The sequence below is a fragment of the Clostridium acidisoli DSM 12555 genome (genome assembly GCF_900176305.1).
In the GTDB taxonomy this organism is placed as follows: Bacteria; Bacillota; Clostridia; order Clostridiales; family Clostridiaceae; genus Clostridium_I; species Clostridium_I acidisoli.
This window is the reverse complement of sequence record NZ_FWXH01000027.1, coordinates 1-20,062: the sequence shown is the minus strand read 5'-3', so window position 1 is coordinate 20,062 and position 20,062 is coordinate 1. Positions and strand designations below refer to the sequence as shown.

General features: G+C 29.1%; 18 protein-coding genes, 1 tRNA gene and 1 other annotated feature. Of the genes, 12 read left to right on the top strand and 7 right to left on the bottom strand.

The genetic code is table 11. The annotated features are described in order from the left end of the window. Positions 1-205 precede the first annotated feature (205 nt). The gene (locus tag B8978_RS19970) at positions 206-352 is read right to left on the bottom strand and encodes a hypothetical protein (protein ID WP_176212744.1); all 147 of its coding nucleotides are present in this window, start codon (positions 350-352) and stop codon (positions 206-208) included. Between the two features lie 193 nt (positions 353-545). On the opposite strand from B8978_RS19970, the gene B8978_RS17445 reads away from it, so the two are divergent. Next, positions 546-1,112 (top strand): ECF transporter S component, encoded by a 567-nt coding sequence (locus B8978_RS17445; RefSeq protein WP_084117573.1) that lies wholly within the window; start codon positions 546-548, stop codon positions 1,110-1,112. 30 nt (positions 1,113-1,142) lie between these two features. On the opposite strand, the gene B8978_RS17440 is transcribed toward B8978_RS17445, so the two are convergent. Beyond that, positions 1,143-1,307 (bottom strand): zinc-ribbon domain-containing protein, encoded by a 165-nt coding sequence (locus B8978_RS17440; protein WP_084117572.1) that lies wholly within the window; start codon positions 1,305-1,307, stop codon positions 1,143-1,145. A 335-nt stretch (positions 1,308-1,642) separates the two neighbouring features. Between B8978_RS17440 and B8978_RS17435 the strand changes: the two genes are divergently transcribed. The 4 genes from B8978_RS17435 (at position 1,643) to B8978_RS17420 (ending at position 5,453) form a co-directional block, all read left to right on the top strand. Further along, a complete protein-coding gene (locus B8978_RS17435; RefSeq protein ID WP_084117571.1) occupies positions 1,643-2,746 on the top strand; it encodes a sensor domain-containing diguanylate cyclase in 1,104 nt (367 codons plus the stop codon). An 82-nt stretch (positions 2,747-2,828) separates the two neighbouring features. Continuing rightward, positions 2,829-4,049 (top strand): tyrosine--tRNA ligase, encoded by a 1,221-nt coding sequence (gene tyrS / locus B8978_RS17430; protein ID WP_084117570.1) that lies wholly within the window; start codon positions 2,829-2,831, stop codon positions 4,047-4,049. 144 nt (positions 4,050-4,193) lie between these two features. Next, a complete protein-coding gene (locus B8978_RS17425) occupies positions 4,194-4,601 on the top strand; it encodes a MerR family transcriptional regulator (RefSeq protein ID WP_084117569.1) in 408 nt (135 codons plus the stop codon). 75 nt (positions 4,602-4,676) lie between these two features. Beyond that, positions 4,677-5,453, top strand: a complete 777-nt coding sequence (locus B8978_RS17420) for an EFR1 family ferrodoxin (protein WP_084117568.1) — start codon at positions 4,677-4,679, stop codon at positions 5,451-5,453. Between the two features lie 126 nt (positions 5,454-5,579). Here the strand turns inward: B8978_RS17420 and B8978_RS17415 are convergent, their stop codons facing one another. Then, on the bottom strand, positions 5,580-6,764 hold the full coding sequence (locus B8978_RS17415; RefSeq protein ID WP_139796084.1) for an aminotransferase-like domain-containing protein: 1,185 nt from the start codon (positions 6,762-6,764) through the stop codon (positions 5,580-5,582). Positions 6,765-6,972: 208 nt separating this feature from the next. Between B8978_RS17415 and B8978_RS20285 the strand changes: the two genes are divergently transcribed. The 3 genes from B8978_RS20285 to B8978_RS17400 are packed head-to-tail and all read left to right on the top strand — an operon-like array spanning position 6,973 to position 10,162. Continuing rightward, positions 6,973-9,177, top strand: coding sequence for a hypothetical protein (locus B8978_RS20285; RefSeq protein ID WP_242950592.1), 2,205 nt, complete (start codon positions 6,973-6,975; stop codon positions 9,175-9,177). A 13-nt stretch (positions 9,178-9,190) separates the two neighbouring features. Continuing rightward, a complete protein-coding gene (locus B8978_RS17405; protein ID WP_084117566.1) occupies positions 9,191-9,463 on the top strand; it encodes an EscU/YscU/HrcU family type III secretion system export apparatus switch protein in 273 nt (90 codons plus the stop codon). 3 nt (positions 9,464-9,466) lie between these two features. Further along, the gene (locus tag B8978_RS17400; RefSeq protein ID WP_084117565.1) at positions 9,467-10,162 is read left to right on the top strand and encodes a metallophosphoesterase; all 696 of its coding nucleotides are present in this window, start codon (positions 9,467-9,469) and stop codon (positions 10,160-10,162) included. Positions 10,163-10,190: 28 nt separating this feature from the next. Here the strand turns inward: B8978_RS17400 and B8978_RS17395 are convergent, their stop codons facing one another. After that, a complete protein-coding gene (locus B8978_RS17395) occupies positions 10,191-10,949 on the bottom strand; it encodes a DUF2225 domain-containing protein (RefSeq protein ID WP_084117564.1) in 759 nt (252 codons plus the stop codon). A gap of 208 nt (positions 10,950-11,157) precedes the next feature. Between B8978_RS17395 and yjbM the strand changes: the two genes are divergently transcribed. Further along, complete coding sequence (yjbM, locus tag B8978_RS17390; RefSeq protein ID WP_084117563.1) at positions 11,158-11,946, top strand: GTP diphosphokinase; 789 nt, start codon at positions 11,158-11,160, stop codon at positions 11,944-11,946. 243 nt (positions 11,947-12,189) lie between these two features. Here the strand turns inward: yjbM and B8978_RS17385 are convergent, their stop codons facing one another. After that, complete coding sequence (locus tag B8978_RS17385; RefSeq protein ID WP_084117562.1) at positions 12,190-13,275, bottom strand: GerAB/ArcD/ProY family transporter; 1,086 nt, start codon at positions 13,273-13,275, stop codon at positions 12,190-12,192. 145 nt (positions 13,276-13,420) lie between these two features. Here B8978_RS17385 and B8978_RS17380 point away from each other — a divergent pair, with 145 nt between their 5' ends. Further along, positions 13,421-14,824 carry a spore germination protein gene (locus tag B8978_RS17380; protein ID WP_084117561.1) on the top strand — a complete coding sequence of 468 codons (1,404 nt, stop codon included), beginning with the start codon at positions 13,421-13,423 and terminating at the stop codon, positions 14,822-14,824. Beyond that, positions 14,821-15,939 carry a Ger(x)C family spore germination protein gene (locus B8978_RS17375; protein ID WP_084117560.1) on the top strand — a complete coding sequence of 373 codons (1,119 nt, stop codon included), beginning with the start codon at positions 14,821-14,823 and terminating at the stop codon, positions 15,937-15,939. Before B8978_RS17380 ends, B8978_RS17375 begins: the two co-directional genes overlap by 4 nt. A gap of 130 nt (positions 15,940-16,069) precedes the next feature. On the opposite strand, the gene leuS is transcribed toward B8978_RS17375, so the two are convergent. Together leuS and B8978_RS17365 are read right to left on the bottom strand one after the other, a co-directional pair. Further along, positions 16,070-18,508 (bottom strand): leucine--tRNA ligase, encoded by a 2,439-nt coding sequence (gene leuS, locus B8978_RS17370; RefSeq protein ID WP_084117559.1) that lies wholly within the window; start codon positions 18,506-18,508, stop codon positions 16,070-16,072. Between the two features lie 222 nt (positions 18,509-18,730). After that, positions 18,731-18,957, bottom strand: a binding site (T-box leader). Between the two features lie 77 nt (positions 18,958-19,034). Further along, a tRNA-Gln gene (locus B8978_RS17365) sits at positions 19,035-19,110 on the bottom strand. 103 nt (positions 19,111-19,213) lie between these two features. Here B8978_RS17365 and B8978_RS17360 point away from each other — a divergent pair. Beyond that, positions 19,214-19,891: a uracil-DNA glycosylase gene (locus B8978_RS17360; RefSeq protein ID WP_084117558.1), complete on the top strand. Its 678-nt coding sequence runs from the start codon at positions 19,214-19,216 to the stop codon at positions 19,889-19,891. The last annotated feature ends 171 nt before the right edge of the window (positions 19,892-20,062 follow it).

Sequence of the window (20,062 nt, the reverse complement as noted above, 5' to 3'; positions counted from 1 at the left end):
ACATCAGAAAAATAATGAACTTAAATATATCTGATGACTACCATCCGTAACCTTTTGCTGAAAGCAAATTCTCTCACCATTAACGGTATCATCGTTAATTCTTCCATCTTGCCGTATAGGTTTTCTTTCACCTTTTTACTCACGTAGTAGAGTAAAAAACCTTTAACCAGCATTTTGCAATCTCTCATTACTATAAACTAAATTATTATTTATATTCAAAAACCATATCCAAAATAAATACAACAAAGGACAATAATAATATAGTATTTACTAGGCTGCTTCCAGCCTTAAATATAAGACTAATTAACAAAATTAGAAGCAATAAACTACTCATCCATCTAATAAATTTCATAACCGTTTTATTACACAATACTAAAATAGTTTGTGTAAATGCCTCCTTATTTAATATTAAAAAATATAAATTATAATCATATTTTAACCGTAATTTAGGTATATATTCATATATTGTAGGGATACATTTGAACAAAATTAATTATGTTATATAATTATATACAAATATTTAATAAGAATTAGGGGGTTAAAGCATGGAAGCAAAAAGAACTAATACAAGGATAACCACAATATCCATGGTACAAGTGGCATTTATGGCTGCTATTATATACGTAGCAACAGCTATGTTTAATATTCCTGTTGGATTAGGCTATAAGGGCGTAGTACATTTAGGAGATAGTATGGTATTTGTGGCAGCAATTATTTTAACTAAAAAAAAGGCAGCCTTATCTGCTGCAATTGGAATGAGTTTATTTGATTTATTATCTCCATATTCAATATGGGCACCATACACGTTTATTATAAAAGGGACAATGGGATTAATTGCTGCAGTAATAGCATATAGAAGTTATTATAAAGGTGAAAATATAATAAATAATATATTTGCATTTATAGTAGCTGGAATTTGGATGATTGTGGCTTACTATTTTGCAGGAGTTTTTATACAGCATTTCTATACAAATGTTCCTTTAAATCAAGCTTTTATTATAGAAATTAGTCATGTGCCAGGTGATGTAGCACAAGTAGTAGTGGGAATACTCATTGCAACACCAATTGCAGAACTGTTAAAAAGGGCGAATATAAAAAGAATTATAAAATAAAAGAGAGGGTTCTCCTCTCTTAAATTGCTGTTAGTCTCTGTGATAGTTATTTCTTTGATTCTTTCTTGCTTTTCTACATTCAGGACATCTAACAGGATCATTTTCAAATCCTTTTTCCTTGTAGAATTCTTGTTCACCTTCTGTGAAAACAAATTCATTTCCACAATCTTTACATACAATTGTCTTATCTGGCATAAAAAAAACCTCCTCAAAATACCATAGGAATAATACATCTTGATAATTGTCGTCCTCCTATGATATAAAGGAGTTGAAATCACCTTGATAATTAACCTACAAAAATTATGAATAATTAGTAATTACTCTATAATATTATAACATACAGATAATGAATTTGGAAATGAATTCATGGAAAAAATAAAAAATATTTAGTATAATTAATTTATATTGATTATACTAAACAAAAGAGGATTTTTTATACTTATATAGAATTAAATAAGATATGCATTTTTTTATACCTTGAATGTAATGTTAGAATATCCGTAAATGAATTTAAAGGAAAGTGGGAACTTATGGATAATAATGGAGTCAATGAGCCAATGTTTTCTGAGATGGAACAAAAATTCTTAAAACTTAAAGATGAATTCGAAACTTATCAAAATTTCGCGGAAAATACAATTCAAATCATTAATGAAAAAAACAACAAACTTGAAAAAAATCTTGATGCACTTACAAATATAGTAGAAATAAGTAAATACATAAATTCAAATGTAAGTGATGAGAATCTCATAACAATGATCAATGATATGATTATTGGAATATTGGGAGTGACATATTCATCTATATATCTTCTTAATGATGTAGGAGAATTAGTAGTAAAGGCAACAAACATCGAAAGTAAGAGGCTTAATTTAAAAAAATATGAAATTTCTTTTATGATTAATAACGAGGAGCCATTTGTAATAAATTCCAAAGATCCTATTTTTTCATTAAGGCATAGGAAAGTAAAAATTCATTCTATAATAGGTCTGCCCATATATTCAAGGGATATTTTTAAAGGCTATATTATAGTTGAACATGCACTTTGGAATTTTTTTAGTCAAGATCACATTGCATTTATTTCATCTATAACTAATCAGATAGGAATAGCATTAGAAAATAATTTTCTGTATAACAAGGTTAAAGAGAGTTCAATTACCGACCCACTACTTGGTATATACAATAGAAGATATTTTTTTGAGTACGTAGAAGAAAATGTGAAAGAAAAGCCTAATGAAAGATTCGCTATGATTATGGTTGACATCGATAATTTTAAAAAGTTTAATGATAATTATGGGCACCAGTTTGGAGACAAGGTACTTATAGAAACAGTTAATGTATTAAAAGAAAATATAGAAGAAGATGACTTTATTGCAAGATATGGAGGAGAAGAAATCGTTATATATATAAGCAACGTTAGAAGTTACAGTGATGTCTTCAGAAAAGTTGACAACCTAAGAGAAAAACTTTCAAATCACTTAATAGAATATAAAAATGAAAAAAAATCGGTAACTGCAAGTTTTGGAATAAGTTATTATCCGGAAAATGGAGATACAGTTCAAAAAGTATTAAGTGTAGCAGATTCTATGCTTTATGTTGCTAAAAATTCGGGAAGAAACAAGGTTATAAGTTCATAGAACAAATTTAGTTGATAATTATCAAAATTAACTATATACTATTATAATAGAAAAAAATATACCTTTATGGAGTTGATTACAATTGTCAAGTGTTATAGACATTTTAGTAGAGCGTGGATTCATAAAACAGTTCACACATGAGGATGAAACAAGGGAGCTTCTTGAGAAAGAAAAAATAACATTTTATATAGGTTTTGATCCTACAGCAGACAGTCTACATGTTGGACATTTTTTAGCACTTATGCTTATGTCGCATATGCAGAAAGCTGGTCACAGACCGATTGTTCTAGTTGGTGGAGGAACTGCCATGGTAGGAGATCCTACAGGTAAAACTGATATGAGAAAAATGCTTACTAGAGAAGATATTGAACATAATGTAAAATGTATAAAAGGACAGATGGAAAATTTTATAGATTTTAAAGACGGAAAAGCAATTCTTGCAAATAATGCTGATTGGCTTATGAATTTAAATTATGTTGAATTTTTAAGAGACATAGGAGTACATTTTTCTGTAAATAGAATGCTTACAGCAGAATGTTTTAAGCAGAGACTTGAAAAGGGATTATCATTTCTTGAATTTAACTATATGCTTATGCAAGGATATGATTTCCTTGAATTAAACAAAAGGTATAATTGTGTTATGCAATTAGGCGGAGATGATCAATGGTCAAACATGATTGCCGGCGTTGATCTTATTAGAAGAAAAGAAAATAAACCAGCATTTGCAATGACTGCAGCTCTTTTAACTACTAGTGAAGGAAAAAAGATGGGAAAAACAGAAGGTGGAGCTGTGTGGCTTGATTCTGAAAAAACAACACCATATGATTTCTATCAATATTGGAGAAATGTAGAGGATGCTGATGTTGAAAAATGTCTATCACTATTAACTTTCTTGCCAATGGATGAAGTTAGAAGACTAGGAAGTTTAAAGGATGCAGAAATCAATGGAGCAAAAAAGGTTTTAGCTTACGAAGTAACAAAACTTGTTCATGGGGAAGAAGAAGCTAGAAATGCTGAAAAAGCTTCAGAAGCGTTATTTGGAGCAGGGAGCGACATGAGTAATGTACCTACTGTTTCAATAACAAATGATATGGTAGGTGGAACACTATTAGATGCTTTAGTTTATACTAAAATAATTCCTTCAAAATCAGAAGGAAGAAGACTTATTCAGCAAGGTGGAATAGTGATGAATGACGAAAAAGTTTTGGATGTAAACGCAAAAATAGAGAAAAGCGACTTTAAAGAAGGCAGTGCTCTTGTAAAAAGAGGAAAAAAGAAGTTCTATAAAATAGTTATTGGATAATTGGGTTTATACGAAAAAATGTACTGTTACAAAACTAACAAAATAATAGTTGGTTGTGTAACAGTTTTTAATTTTTATTAGAAAATAAAGTTCAGTGCTAGGTTACCGCAAGTAATGCAAAGCAAATATAATATAGGAGAAGCTATGAAAGAAGTTTTTGGTATTGGAGAGTTAGTAAAAGAATTAAATATAAATAAAGAAACAGTACGATATTATGAGAAAATTGGGCTGCTTTCCCAGCCCAAAAGAGATGCTAATGGATACAGAATATATACAAAAAATGATTTAGATAAAATTAAAATTATACTTATTATTAAAAGATTTGGTTTTTCAATAAAAGAAATAGATATTATATTTTCAAAAATTTATAATGAGATGCTTGGAAAAGATATTTATAGCATTAAGAATATAGTCAAGTATAAAATAAATGAAATAAACATCAAAATAGATGAACTAGAAAATACCAAAAAATTGCTTGAAAAAATAAATGATGAGGTGTTATCTCAAAATGAAGTGAGCTGTCATGACTTAGATATATTTTGGAGAAAATAATGCTTGACTATGTAGTATAGTACATGGTTTATAATACCAGTAAAATTGAATATATAAGATTATACGGAGGTTAATATGAAAAATATTATATTTTATTTTACTGGAACAGGAAATAGTTTACTTGTAGCAAGGGATATTTCTAATAATATTGGAGATACAAGGGTTGAATCTATTGCGCAGGCTATAAAAGAAGGGAATATTGATTTGTCCTATGATCGAATAGGGTTTGTTTTTCCTGTTTATTATTCGTTAATGCCTAAAATCGTAAAACGGTTTATTGAAAAACTAAGCTTTAATAAGGAACAATATATTTTTAGTGTAATTACGCTAGGTGGGATATTGGAGATGGCTCAGTCAGAACTAAGTAGTTGTGTAGAGGAAAGAGGTGGAGTCCTAAATGCAGCTTTTAAAGTAAACATGCCGGGAAATTATATTGCTAGTTATGGTGCTTTTCCCAAAATAGTTCAAGGATTTATGTTAAAAAAAGAAAAGAAAAAAACAAAATATATTTCAAATGTAGTAAATGAAAAAGGAGTAACACCTATTTCAAAAGGAGATATTTTATCACTTCATACGTCAAAAAAACTTCATAAGATAGTAGAAGAAGATTTCAATATGAGAGCACAAAATTTCCGCACAAATAACAAGTGCACTGGATGCAAAGTTTGTGAAAAGGTATGCTCAGTTAGTAACATAAGGGTTACTAATTCTAAGCCAGAATGGGGAAATAGCTGCGAACATTGTATGGCGTGTATTCAATGGTGTCCAGCAAAAGCTATTGAATATTCAAATAAAACAATGAAAAGAGTAAGATATCATAATCCAGAAGTTAAAATAACAGACTTAATTTGATCATGATTTAATTGTATTTTATTGAAAAAAATATTATTTAAATGGATATATTTTATAAAGGTGCTGCTCTGTGCATAAATTAATTAGTGCACAGAGCAGCACCTTTATAGGTATGCCCTATTATTATTAAATATAGGCGTCTCTTAGTACTTTTCCAAGTCTTTTAATACCTTCGACAATTCTTTCATCTGGCATATTAGAATAGTTAAGTCTAAAGGTGTTTTTACATCCACCATTAGGGAAAAATGAATGACCTGGAACGAATGCTACATTATTTTTTATAGACTTATTAAATATATCTATAGAATCAATATGAGTTGCTAGTTCAACCCATATGAAAAGACCTCCATCAGGTAAAGTATATTTTATTTCTTTAGGAAACTCTTCTTTTATACATTGAATCATAAGTTCTCTTCTGTGTCTATAAACATCTCTTATCTTATCTATATGTTTTTCAATATCATACATTTCCATATATTTTGAGGCCATAATTTGTGAGAATATGTTTGTATGTAAATCTACATTTTGTTTAAAAGGAACATATCTCTCTAAAAAATCTGTATCTGCACATATCCAACCAATTCTTAAACCTGGTGCAAATATTTTGGAGAAAGTACTTATGTAAATTACTCGACCTTCTGTATCAAAATGTTTAACTGGAGGTATTTTTTCACCAGCGAATCTAACTTCACCATATGGATTATCTTCTATAATTGTTACATCATATTTATTTGCAAGTTCTATTAATTTTAATCTTCTAACAAGACTCATAGTTCTTCCAGTTGGATTTTGAAAATCTGGAATTGTATAAATAAACTTTGCATTAGGGTTTTCTTTAAGTGCTTTTTCAAGATCTTCCATTATCATTCCGTCATCATCCATAGAAACTTCTATAAAATTAGGAATATATGCTTTAAATGCATTTAAAGCAGCAAGATATGTAGGACTTTCACAAATGATAGTATCTCCTTCATCTATAAATACCTTTCCGGAAAGATCAAGTGCTTGCTGGGAACCAGCCGTTATTATTATATTTTCTATAGTAGAATCTATACCTAAATTCTTCATTCTTTTGCAGATAGCTTTTCTTAGAGGAATATAACCTTCAGTGGTACTGTATTGAAGTGAGGCTTCACCTTCTTTATCTAAGACTTCTATACATACTTTTTTTAGTTCTTCTATTGGGAAGAGCTCAGCAGCAGGAAGACCACCAGCAAAGGATATTATTTCTGGATTTTCTGTAACTTTTAATATTTCACGTATTTCTGAAGCTTTAACATAGTTATTTCTTTTAGCAAATTTGTGGTTCAAATTTAACACCTCTTCAAAATTGATATTTATTAAATTGTTATTCAGTAATACGTCTATGATATCATAATATAATAAACTTTGCATAGATAGTATAATAATGAATAAAAATTATCAATTACAGCACATATGTATGCTAAAATGATAACATAAGTTTACGATAATATAGTTATATACTTAGCGTGGATAAAGCATAGGGAGGAGGTACAACGTGGGACAAACGATTAATACTAATAACATATCTCAAAATACAAATATTAGTTCTCCTAAAGAAACTAAGTTAGATGTAGGGGAAGTTTTTTCTGCTAAAGTTATAAAAAGTGATAATGGAAATGGCGATATAGTATTGAAATTAAAGGATGGAAGGCAAATCAATGCAAAACTTGATGGACAAGTTGATATAAATATAAATAATCAAAATAAATTTTTGGTTGAGGCTTCTGAAAATGGCGAAATAAAAGTAAGACTACTTCAAGACAATACTAAGCCCAATAATAATTTGGAGCAGATTGTAAAAAAGTTTCTAGGTGTTAATGCAAATAGTAGTGATTATTCCATGATAAAGGCATTAATTAAATATAATATACCACTTACTAAGGAAAATATATTATATGCTAAAACAATTATGGATTTTCAAAACAATATCAATGTAGACAAAAGCAAAGTGAATATATTTATAGATAAGTATTTAGCTAGCAGAGGAATTGATGAGAACAGTGCTAAGGGAGAACAGATAAAAAATATAATTAAAGAGTTTTGTAGTGAGCTAAATAATATTGAAAATGAAGAGCTTGCAACTTTTATGGAGAATGGAATAGATATATCTGGCGATAATATAAAGAGTTTTAATAATATTTTTAAAAATGATTCTACAGTATTTAAGGCCTTATCAGATATAATGGTTAAATTAAAAAATGTAACAGGAAATGAACAAAAAACACAAATAATTAATGAAAAACCTGTTGAAAACAATACAGAAAAAAGTCCAAATAAAACATTTACAAAAATGGATGCTAATATTAGTAAAATTATAAGTTTAGGATTGGACACTAAGCTGGAAGGAGGTAAGAATATAATGCCTAACATTTCAAATGTTAATAATCAAGTTGGTATTCAAAATAAATCTACAAGAAAATTAAGTTTTGATGTTGGAGAGATATTTGGTGCTAGAATTGTTTCTTATGATGGAGAAAAAGGAGAAGCAGTACTAAAACTAAGTGATGGCTGGAAGTTTAGTGCTAAATTAAGTAATTCAATAAATTTAGATGAAAATGCATTTTATAAATTTAAAGTTGATGGCTATGAGGATGGTAAAATAAGTCTTAAAACTGTAAAAAGTGATGATACAAATAAAAATAGTAGGGATAGTGCACTAGATAAAATATTAAATGAATATGCAGGAGATAGTTCAAATAGCGAGGATTATACATTACTTAAATCGTTACTTAAACATGGACTTCCACTTACAAAAGATAATATTTCATTTGCTAAGTCTATAATGGATTTTAGAGAAAGTATAATTAAAACTCCGGAGAAGGAAGAAGAATTTATAAATGCATATTTAAATAGCAAGGGATTAGATGAGAATAATTCTGATGTAAAAGATATAAAAACATCAATCAAAAATTTTTTTTCAGAGCTCAAAGGATTTACAACTGAAGAACTTGCCACATTTATAGAGAATGGAATTGAAGTTACTGATAAAAATATAAAAAGTTTTAATAATGTTTTTCAAAAGGATTCAGTAATAAATAAAGAACTTCAAGATATAAAGCAAGAGATAAGTAGTATTATAAATAACAAAGATGTAGAAATGAGTTCGGAAAAAACTTTTGTTAGTAATTCAATAAAAGATGTAGATAAAAATGCTAGTAAAGTATTAATAGAAGAAATAAATTCAAAAATAAATGAAATGAAAGATACAATAAAGCAATTAACCAATATAAATGACCTTGAAAAACTTGGAATGAATAAATCTATGGATAGCTTAATTAAAAACATAAATGATTTTAAAGTATTTAATACTATATCTCAAGGTTATTATTATATGGATGTTCCTATAAAATTCAAAGACAATGATTACAACTTTAAGATGATAATAAAAGACGATAGAAAAAGCGGAAAAAAAATAGACTCTAAAAATGTAAAACTTGCAACTTCAATTAAAACTATAAATATGGGTGTAGTGGATGCGTATATTGCTGTTAACAATAAAAACTTAAATATAGATATAAAAGCTGAAGAAAAGTGGACGAAAATCTTAAGCCTTACAAAAAATATACTAATGAACAAGGTTCAAAACATGGGCTATAATGTTAACGTAAATGTTAAAGAGAAGGAAGAGGACTTTAATATAATAAATTGCAGGGATTTCTTTAATGATGGAGTTGCAGGAAATTTAGATACTAGAGTATAAGGGGGTATAAAAAATGCCTAAAAACAATAAAAAAGCAGCTGCATTAAGATATGAACAAAGTTATGAAGCTCCAATTGTAACAGCAGCTGGAATTGGATTAATAGCAGATAAAATTATAGAAAAAGCAGATGAAAATAATGTCCCCATAGTGTATAATAAGGAGTTAGCAGATTTGCTGCAAAATGTAGATATAGGGGAAAGTATACCGTCTGAAATATATGAAATTGTTGCTGAGATTATAGCTTATGTTATGAGTGTAGATAACAATTTAAACAAGGAGAGATAGTTAATGTCGTTATATGCGATAGCAGATTTTCATCTAGCATTAAGTGGAGATAAACCAATGGACATTTTTGGGGACAATTGGATAAATCATCATGAGAAGATAAAAAATAATTGGATTAATATAATTACTAAAGAAGATACTGTACTTGTTGCTGGTGATATATCTTGGTCTATGCATATGGATGAAGGGATGAAGGATTTAGAATGGATTCATAAATTGCCAGGAACAAAAATTTTTGTGAAAGGAAATCACGATTATTTTTGGACTTCAATAACAAAGCTAAATAATCTTTATGATGATATGAAATTTATTCAAAACAATTTCTTCACATATAAAGATTATGCAATTTGTGGTACTAGAGGATGGGTTAGTCCTGAATATGAAAGTTTTAAAGTTCATGATGAGAAAATTTATAAAAGAGAATTAATAAGATTAAGATTATCTTTAGACTCTGCTATAAAAAGTGGATACACAAATATTATAGTTATGTTACATTATCCACCATTTGTTGAAGATATAACTAAAAACAATGAACTAGTTGATTTAATTGAAGAATATAGAGTTAAAAAAGTAATCTATGGACATTTACATGGACCAGCACTACAAAAAATAAAAGCTTTAGTTATTAGAAATGAAGTAGAATACATAATTACATCTTGTGATTATATAAATTTTACACCAATAAAAATTATGAATTAATTTTTATTGGTGTAAAATTTAAGTGATTTCAAAACATACCTAAAAACGGAAATTTCTTTTTCTTTTCCTTTTCTTTTACAACAGTAGTATTGGGAACATTCGTACCCTTTATGATATCTTTTTGGTTTCTAGCCATTTCTTTTATTTTATCAGAAGCCATTGAAGATGTTATAACATTTCCAAACCATAATAAAGCATCTTCATTATTTGAAGATCGCCTGTAAAGTTCCCCTATAAGATACATAATTGTGTATCTATCCATTCCATACATGGGAAAATCTTCTTTATAATATGCATCAAGAAATCCATCTAAAGCATTTTTTAAATATTTGTCTTCATTTTTAGTATCCTTGAGGATTCTGTACATCCATGCTATTTTTAAACAGACCATAGCTTTTTTATAAGATTCAGAATTAGTTACGGTGTAATTAATAAGAGCAAGTTTATATCTTTCAATAGCTATATTTTCATCATAAATCAAAGGGTATATTTTAGGCTTCCACTTTGATGAAATATTTTTTATGATTAGCTCTTTCTTTATTGATCTGATTTTTTCAAAATCTATTTTCATAGCAGTGTAACCACAGGTATTACAAAGCCATACATCATAAAAATATGGGTTAACCCTAGTATAATAAATAAAAAAATCACTATCTTTTTCTGCAATTCTATATGAAGATGTTCTAACGGATCTTGCTTTAAATTCATGACCACATATAGGACATTTTACTGTTTTATCATATAGTAGATTTGAAATATTTAAACCTTCATCATTTTTCGATGACATGACTAGTCTCACTTCTTTCATATAAGTTTATAAGGCGTAAATATGTAAATTTAATTTAATAATTAATCTTATAATAATATTATACCAAAAAAAATGTTCAACTCATAGACTTTAGATTAATATTTAAACTAAAAGTAGTATATCCTTAATGCAAGAATTAAGTTATAATTAAAAATAAAGAAGTATATTTTTGAAAAGGATGATTTTAATGGCTACAATTCAATGGAAGAGATTCTTGATACCATATACTCAAGCTGTAGATGAATTAAAGGTTAAAATAAGGAGCATTAGAAAAGAGTATAGAAAAAGAAATGAATATTCACCAATAGAATTTGTAACAGGTAGGGTTAAAGAAATATCAAGCATTCTAGAAAAAGCAAACAAATTCAACATACCTCATGATAGAATCCAATTGGAAATGGAGGATATTGCAGGTATAAGAATAATGTGTCAATTTGTGGACGATATTGAAAAAGTGGTGAGCTTAATAAGGCAAAGGAAAGACATGCAAATATTGTATGAAAAAGACTATGTTGATAATGTAAAAAAAAGTGGATATAGAAGTTATCATATGGTAATAAAATATCCCGTAAACATGGCAGAAGGTCAAGTAGAAATATTAGCTGAATTTCAAATAAGAACACTTGCAATGAATTTTTGGGCTACTATAGAACATTCTCTTAATTATAAATATAAACAGGATATACCGTTAGCTATAAAAGAAAAGTTGAAAAATGGAGCAGATGCTGCTTTTAAACTTGATCAAGAAATGTTAGAAATTAAAGATGAAATAAAAGACGCACAAAGATTATTTGAGGTAAAATCTAGCTTGATTTCTGATATTATGAATCTAATAGTTATATTGTCATCTATGGGGAGAGTACAAGAAGCTGCTAACTATAGAAGCAGGTTAAATAAACTTATTGAAACTGGAGACGAATTAGAATTAAGTAATTTAAGAGACGAAATAGAAAAGACAGTAGATAATTTCAGATAAAAACTGGTTTATATATAGTATTGATAAATTGCGAAGTAAGGGTTAAGGGTTTTCACCTATGCTTCGCGGTGAAAAGCTATGGAGGATTTTTCTGACCAAAGGATGAAAAATTTCCTTAGCCTTTATGGATTTATCCATAAACCCATCACCTTTTAACGTGCGAAGCAATCGTTAAACCCCCTCACTTTCTACTATTTAATACCTCAATATTCAGCAATTCAAATTAAATTTAGAGTTTCACATCTATTTCTTATTCTCTAAAACTTTCATATTTTTAAAGTGATATATAATGAATACAATAAAAGGAATTAAAATATAGTTGACCAGAATTATACCTAGATATATATTTAAAAATTTAAACATTAGGAAGGTATTTAATGAACAAAAATATGAACTTATGCCAACTAAAATACTAATAATAACTATGGTCAATTTATGCTTAAAATTTAATTTCGCTAAAAGCAAAATCAGTGATAGAAAAGTTAAAATGTATTTTATGTACCAACCACCTAACATTTGTAAAAGAACATATAATTCACCACTCTCTAAAAAACCAAAATAATTAATTAACTGAGTTTGAACTAATTTTGGATAATATATTGGGTTTAATCTTGACATGCCAAAAGTAGTTAAAACACCAATGGTGGATACAACTTCCATTTGTATTATAAATATAAGAGTCCAGCCGATGCATTTTCTTAAGGAATTCTTATTACTAAATTCAGTAAGCATAGGAAGTATTATGGAAAAATTTGCAAAATACGAAAAACTTTTTATTACTGAGGCAACAAAGTTAAAAGTTATTCCATTATTCATTATTGGAAGTAGATAGCTAAAATGCTTATATTTTTGTGTTAATATTGCTAGATTTATGCCTGATAGGGTAACAAATACTATACCAACTATACAAACAATTAATATAGCATTTTTACCTCTGGATACTGTGTAAATGGCAGGTATTATAAAAAAAATTAGAAAAAACCAAGGAGGGGCATTAAAAAGTATGTTTACATGCATAGAATTTGATTCTATAGAAGCACATTCTACTAGAGTCAAAAACAATGAAAGAATAAAAAGACATAAAAAGAAAGTCCCTAAAGATTTACCTAGAGCAGTACAGTATATGTCATGTATATTAAAATTATTGTTGGTTTTACATATTGATATTATTATGTATGCAAAGGCAAAGAGTAGTATCCCAGAACAAATTACAGAAATCCAGGAATCTCTACCTCCTATTGTTGTATAAATAGTTGGGTATGTCTTCATAGAAATTATTGTTACCCCAGATAAAATAAAAAATATGTGGCTACTATTAAATTTATTCATACAATCACTCCTATATTTTTATTGTTGTATTTTGCATAAAGTATTAATAAAAATCCATACTATGATTAAGTTATGTATATAACGTTATTATTTGATGTTATATGAATATTATTCAATAAAACAAAGAAAATAAGCGGGTGGTAATGTGAATGAAGACTATATTACTTTTATAAAAGATAAATTTAAAGGAAATATTGATGTAAAATACAGACAAATACAGTGCGCAAAAGGAAATATTCTTATAGTATTTATTGATAATATGACAGATGCTAAGTTTATAAGTCAACATATTATAGAACCAATTATTAGAGAAAAAGACAAAATTCAAACAGCAGGAGATGTAAGAAAGGGAATAGTCTTTGCAAATTCAGTAGGTATGGTAAAAACTAGTCATGAACTACTTTATCATATACTCTCAGGCGATGTTGTAATAATTTCGGATTTCTATGAAGGTCTTATATTTTGTGAGGCAAAAAATTATACAAGGAGATCAGTAGGCATTCCAATAACTGAGAGTGTTATAAAAGGTCCTAGGGAAGGTTTTACAGAGGCATTTGTAGATAATATTTCACTAATAAGAAGAAAAGCAAGAAATGCAGATTTAAAGTTTGAAAATATTTTTGTAGGGAAAAAATCTGATACTGTTGTTATTGTTACTTATATAAAGGGAATTGCTAGTGAGAAACTTGTAGCTCAAGTAAAAAAAGAATTAAAAAACATGGATATAGATTTTTTGCTTGATACAAATTATATTGAAGAGAGGTTCGGACAAAAGTCTACTTTTTTTGAAACAGTTGGCTACTCAGAAAAACCAGATATTGTAACTTCTAAATTATTTGAAGGAAGGGTGGCAATAATTGTTGATGGGACACCTTTTGTAGCAACATTACCGTATTTTTTTTATGAAAATTTTCAAATGGCCGATGACTATTATTTAAACAAGTTGCTTGCAAATTGTTTAAGAGTTTTAAGATGGGTATGTTTGTTTATATCTATGCTTTTACCAGGTTTATATGTGGCGTTAACCACAAATCATTTTTCATTAATACCATCTATTTTTGTACTGAGATTAGCAATATCAAGGGCAGGAGTTCCATTTCCTATGGTAATAGAAGTTTTGCTTATGATTTTTTTCTTTCAGGTTTTAAGAGAAGCTGGAATAAGATTACCACAACCTATTGGTCAGGCCATGAGTATTGTTGGTGCTTTAATATTGGGGCAATCAGCTGTAAGTGCAGGTTTTGCTTCTGAAACAACAATAATTATAATTGCATTATCATCCATTTCTACATTTTTGACTCCAAAGCTATATGGAGCAATAATGTTTTGGTCAATTCTAATAGTAATATTTAGTGCAGTGGCAGGATTACTTGGGTTCTATATATGTTTTTTTCTTCTATTATCTGAAATTGCAAGTTTAAAAAGCTGTGGGTTTGATTATCTATTTCCAATGGGAACTTTAAAGAAATTTAATTTTAGAGACATAATTTTGAGAGATGATTTAGATTCAATATCAAAGGAATTCACAGATGGGGATGATAAAAAATGAAAAAAACTTTGTTGTGTATTTTTTTAATAAGTTGCATGTTTCTTAGTGGATGTTATGGGTATAAAGATATAAATACTGTAGTTTTTACAACATCTATAATACTTGATATTGATAAGCAAAATAATCCTGTTGTGTATCTTGAAATATTTAAACCTGCTAAAACAGCCTCAAAGAGTTCAGAACAAGCACAAAGGATGGTATTGAAGGGCACAGGGAAAACTGCATATGAAGCTTTAAATGATGTTAATTTAGCTTCAAGCTTTAAAATTGACTTTAGCCAAAATAAAGCAATAATTTATACAAAACGAGCTGCAGAACATGGAATTAAAAATTATTTTGATATTTTTAGGAGAGATTCTCAATTTGTAATAAGGCCATATATTGCGGTATATGATGGTGATGTGGAAAGGCTGGCAAAAGGAAATTTTGAAGAAGAACAATTTGTCGGATTATTCCTTTGGGATTTAATAGAGAATATTGGAACTAGTTCAAGAACTGTACAGTCTTCATTAAATCACTTTTTATCTCTCAGAGTGTCACCAGAAAGAACAGATGTTTTAACAGTTATTAAGATATCGGATGAAGAACCTGTTCCTACTCTTGTGTTAGAAGGAGGAGCAATAATAAAAGATGATAAATTAAAAGACATAATACCAGCAACGGAAGGGGAAGCGTACAACTTTTTAACTAATCAAGTTGAAAGTGGCTCAATGGAGATTAATGATCCTAATAATAAAAGTAAATATATTTCATTGAGAATAGAAAAAAGTAAAACTTATTCTGACTTAAACTTACAGAGAGGAAAAATAAAATTAAAGAAAAAAATAAATGTTAAGGCAAGTATTGTTGAAACTCAAGATTATATAAATTTAACAGATGATGAGATTAAAAAAATAGAAGAGGGAGCAGAAAAAAATCTAATCACTGCTTGTTATAATGTTTTTAATAAATTCAAAAAAGAAGATATTGATATATTTATGGTAGGAGAAGAGGTTGAAAATAGATTTGGTGATAATGTGATAAAAGATAAAAAAAATATAATTAAAGATACAGAGCTTGAGGTTGAACCACATGTATTTATTGACAGTCCAGGTAAAGCAAGAAGGTATAAATAAGGTTTAGAACTTGATAGTGAGAAATTGCGAAGAAATCGTTAAAACCATTCACTTTACTTCGCAATTTCTTTATATTAAGATTGCTCAGATGGTGTCAAAACCAAAATCCCATCTGAGTGTTAGTTTCAATTTATCTAACAACGATATTAACTAATCTTCCTTTAATGACAATTACCTTTACAATTGTTTCACCATTTGTAATATCTTTTATTGATGAATTATTTAGAGCTTCAGCTTCAATAGTTTTATCATCAAGATTTGCAGGAATATTGATTCTTGCCTTTATTTTTCCGTTTACTTGTATAGCTATCTCAACTTCATCTTTAATTAAAGCAGCTGGATCAAAAGTCGGCCAAGCTTCATTGAAAATAGAAAAACTATTGCCTAAAATATTCCACATTTCTTCTGAAAAATGAGGTGCAAATGGAGCTAAGATTCTAACAAAGTCATCAGTTGATTCTTTCAAAAATTCTTTGTTTTTAGTGTCCTCATTTAAATATTTGTTAAGTGCATTTGTAAATTCCATTATTCTTGCAATACAAGTATTAAACTGGAATTTTTCTGCATCTTCTGAAATTCCTTTAATTGAAAAATGTCTTACATAATTAAGTTCTTTTTCTGCTTTATCTATAGTAGTTTTAGATTTTTCATCTGAATTTATATAGTCTATAGATTGAGATAGAAGCCTTTGAACTCTATCAGTAAACTTAGCCATAGCCTTTATGCCATCATCGCTCCAAGCGCCGCCTTCAGTGTAGTCAAATCCAAACATTAAATAAAGTCTAAATACATCTGCACCATATTGAGATATATATTCATCTGGTGAAATTGTATTTCCCTTTGATTTACTCATTTTTTGTCCATCAGGTCCAAGTATCAAACCTTGATGTCTTAGTGAACGGAAAGGTTCATCAAAATTTAAATACCCCATATCTCTAAGAGCTTTTGTAATGAATCTAGCATATAAAAGATGCATACAAGCGTGTTCAGGTCCGCCTACATATTTATCTACAGGCAAAAGGTCGTTAATTTTCTTAGGATCAAATGCCATTTCGCTGTTCTTACTATCAGCATATCTTAAATAATACCAAGAAGAACATACAAAGGTATCTAATGTGTCAACTTCTCTCTTAGCCTTTCCTCCACAATGTGGACAAGTAGTATTTACAAAGTCTTCACTAGTAGCTAAAGGAGATTTACCATTAGGAGTAAATTCAACATCATATGGAAGTTCAACAGGTAAATCTTTTTCTGGAACTGGAACTATTCCACATTTTTCGCAATACACAACAGGAATAGGAGCGCCCCAATATCTTTGTCTTGACACTAACCAATCACGAAGTCTATAGTTTACTTTCCATCTGCCAAGTTCATTAGAAGATAGCATTTTTACAATAGCTTCTTTGGCTTTATTTCCAGATAAACCATCCAAATCTCCACTGTTTACAAGTTTACCATAACCGGTATAAGGAAGTTCTTCACCACCTTCTACAACTCTTATTATAGGTAATTTATATTTTGTAGCAAAATCAAAATCTCTTTCATCATGTGAAGGAACGGCCATAACAGCACCAGTACCATAAGTTGCAAGTACGTAATCAGCTACCCATACAGGGACTTTTTTACCATTTGCAGGATTTATGGCATAAGAACCAGTAAAAACACCTGTCTTTTCTCGTGTTAAGGACTGTCTTTCAATTTCAGTCTGTTTTTTAGCCTGATCCTTGTATTCGGCTACAGTATTTTTATACTTTTCGATTGTTAACTGATCTGTTAGTGGACTTTCAGGAGCTAAAACAACATAAGTAACTCCAAATAAAGTATCTACTCTTGTAGTAAAGACATCGAAGGTTATATCAGAATTTTCTACTTTAAAAGTAACTTCAGCGCCTTTAGATTTACCAATCCAATGTTTTTGCATGGCTTTAGTTTTTTCAGGCCAATCTATAGTATCAAGTTTTTCCAAAAGTTCATCTGCATAATCTGTTATCTTAAAAAACCACTGTGTAAGATCCTTTTTTGTAACTTCAGTTCCGCATCTTTCGCAGGCACCGTCTACAACTTGTTCATTTGCAAGAACAGTATTACAACTAGGGCACCAATTTACGGGAGCTTTTTTCCTATATGCTAATCCTTTTTCATAAAGTTTTAGAAACAACCATTGAGTCCATTTATAATAATCAGGTTGGCAGGTTATTACTTCTTCATCCCAATTAAACATTGCACCCATTGCTTTAAGTTGATTTTCCATAGTTTCTATATTTTTAATTGTTGAGTCTTTGGGATGAATACCTGTTTTTATAGCATAGTTTTCAGCTGGTAGACCAAAAGCATCAAAACCCATTGGCTGAAAAACATTATATCCTTCCATTTTCTTTAATCTTGCCCAAGAATCAACTGGACCGTAGTTAAACCAGTGACCAGCATGAAGTTTAGCACCAGATGGATAAGAAAACATTTCAAGCACATACAATTTGTCTTTAAGATTTTCTTTATCAAATTTATAAAGTTTTGTATCTTCCCAAATTTTTTGCCACTTCTTATCAACTTTTGTACTGTAAATTTCCATTACATGACCTCCTAAAATTTAGATATCTAAAATAACTCATTTCATATCTTAATGATGTCCTTTTAATAAAGTGAAACTTGCACTCAGATGGGGTTTTGGTTTTGACACCATCTGAGTGTTAGTTGAACAAATCCAGCGCGTAGCATCCGTTAACTTTCCACTTGAATAAGTGAGAGTCATACGGATGGTAGCGAATGGATAAAATAAAAAAACCTTCGTCTCAAAAGAGACGAAGGATATACTCCGTGGTACCACTCTAATTAGGCAAATAATCTTAAAGAATTTAAAGATTATAAAAGACCTCACTTTGTAATATAACGGTTTTAACCGTATTACCATTTGGGTAATAAGCTCACAAGCGAGTTCACACTTTATCATCACTGTTTTTCAGCTAGCAACAGCTCTCTTTAGATGACTCAAATGTTACTATTCTTGATCAAAGCACATATGAAATTATTAATGAAATTATAAGGCATTATTAACATATTGTCAATAATAAAAAAAGCTAAGATAAAATCTTAGCTTTTGGCTGCCCCAGCAGGACTCGAACCCACACATGCCTGAACCAGAATCAGGTGCCTTACCAGTTTGGCTATAGGGCATCAACAACAATTAATATTATATCAGTTTTTTTATGAATGTCAATATAAATAAAATATGATATAATCTATTTAATTAAAAATTTTAATATGGTAGGTGATAGGCATGTCAGTTAATTTAAAAAATGACTGGAAAGAATTGCTGAAAGATGAATTTGAAAAAGATTATTATATAAAGCTAAGGCAAACTTTAGTAGAGGAGTATAGAAATAAAACCATATTTCCAGATATGTATGATATTTTTAATGCATTACATTTTACAGCGTATAAAGATGTAAAAGTAGTTATATTAGGTCAGGATCCTTATCATGGACCAAATCAAGCTCATGGGTTAAGTTTTTCTGTAAAGCCTGGAATACCAGCACCACCATCTTTAGTAAATATATATAAGGAGCTAAAGAATGATTTAGGCTGTTATATACCCAATAATGGATATTTAAAAAAATGGGCGGATCAAGGAGTGTTATTGTTAAACACTGCTTTAACAGTAAGGTCAGGTCAAGCTAATTCTCACAGAAAAATTGGATGGGAAATATTCACTGATAAAATAATTCAGTTACTAAATGAAAGAAAAGATTCTGTTATATTTATTTTATGGGGAAATAATGCTATTTCTAAAGAAAAATTTATAACAAACAATTGGCATTATATAATAAAATCAGTTCATCCAAGTCCACTTTCAGCTTCTAGAGGATTTTTTGGAAGTAAACCATTTTCTAAAGTAAATAACATTCTTAAAGATATTGATAAGAAACCTATTGATTGGCAAATTGAGAATATATAATATTTATATTCGTAATATTAAGAAATTGCGGAACATAGATGAAGGGTTTTCACCTATGCTTCGCGGTGAAAAGGTTAAGGGTCGCTAAAGCGAGGTGAAGGGTTTGACAGGCGCTTTGCTGGTCAAAGGTGATGGGTTTTCCGTGGGAAAAAGCTATGGATGATTTTTCTC